This window comes from Pseudoalteromonas luteoviolacea S2607 (assembly GCF_001625575.1).
GTDB lineage: Bacteria > Pseudomonadota > Gammaproteobacteria > Enterobacterales > Alteromonadaceae > Pseudoalteromonas > Pseudoalteromonas luteoviolacea_E.
In genome coordinates this window covers 1-1,407 of the sequence record NZ_AUXV01000066.1, presented here as the reverse complement: position 1 = coordinate 1,407, position 1,407 = coordinate 1, and the positions used below count along the sequence as shown (strand labels likewise).

Below are 1,407 nucleotides of genomic sequence, written 5' to 3'. Positions count from 1 at the left end.
TAAAGATGTTGAACATGCTGTATTCAAACTAACCGCAGGGCCCGTTAATTGTAATTTAAAAGCAAGCCTGCTCGCAGCAAAATCCTTTTCATTACCAATTCTAATTTGCATTTTTAGAGCAGGATCTGAAGCCAAGTTTTGATGCAAAAGGTTATTCAATAAATAGCTGCTACTACTCAACCCAACAAATGAACCCGTTTTTTTGCGCGTACTCGCTTTGCCGTACCCAGAATCTTCCAATGCATGCCAGGCAGTCTCTAATAACACCCGCTGTTGCGGATCGGTAAGCTCTGCTTCAGAGGCACTGAACCGGAATAAATCGGCATCAAACGTGTCTATATTATCTATCGTACTCGTGACATTAACGATATTTGATGATTGAAGAGCACTCGTAAATGGTCTTATTGACTCAACATTTTTCGCGATATTCTGCCAAAACTGCTCAATGTTGCGTGCGCCAGGAAAGCGCCCAGACATACCTATAATTGCTATTCTTGAGTCAGACTCAGTAGCTGTCCTCTTTATCTGATCTAACGGCTCAGAAGGCTGCTGTTCAAGTAACATCTCAGATAATGTCTTCACAGTGCAATAGGTAAATAGATCAACGACTTCAAGTTCACAATTGAATCGCTCTTTGAGCTCGCGGTGTACTTGTATAAGTAAAAGTGAGTCACCACCTAATTGGAAGAAATTGTCATTACGCTCAATCTGCGATACACCCAACACTGATTGCCAGATGCTTGTTATTTCTGATTCAATTTGTCCCTGACTCTTAGCTAACACCTTGTTTTCATTATTATGCGCGGTTCCATCGGCATCATTGGACACCACCGAGCTTCTTATCCAACGTGATATACGAGATTCGAGTGATGCTGTTGACACAATAACTCTAGCAACTGGGTGGTCACCTAGAATATACTCCAGCGCTTCAATCCCTTGCGATGGTGACATGGAAAACTTATTCAACAATGCCATTGCAGGGTCATATTCAGTTTCCTCAAACTGCCACTGATCCCAGTTGACCGATATCCAAGGCGTCTCCGATTGACTTGATTTGGTAATCGCAAAGGTGTCTAAGAATTGGTTTGATGCAGCATACATACTGTGACCAAAACCACCTAATACGGATGATAATGAGGAAAATAACAACACAAAGTCTAAAGCTTCATGATGTAAAACTTCCGCTAGGACTTGTGCCCCTAACACCTTCGCTTTGCTTAACTCACTCAGTGTTTCTTCACAGACCACACTGAGTTTTTTATGTGCATCAAGGCCGGATGTACCAGCAGCGTGGAAAACACCTGTTAAGCCCCCATATTGATGCTTGATCCAAGTGAGTAATGCCTGCATCTGCGTTAGATCACACACATCAGCCTGCTTAACAATCACCTGTCCACTGTCTATCAA

General features: G+C 42.6%; 1 protein-coding gene. It reads right to left on the bottom strand.

The genetic code is table 11. The annotated features are described in order from the left end of the window. The coding region (locus N480_RS20235; protein ID WP_155732919.1) for a beta-ketoacyl synthase N-terminal-like domain-containing protein at positions 1-1,407 on the bottom strand (1,407 nt) is incomplete at both ends.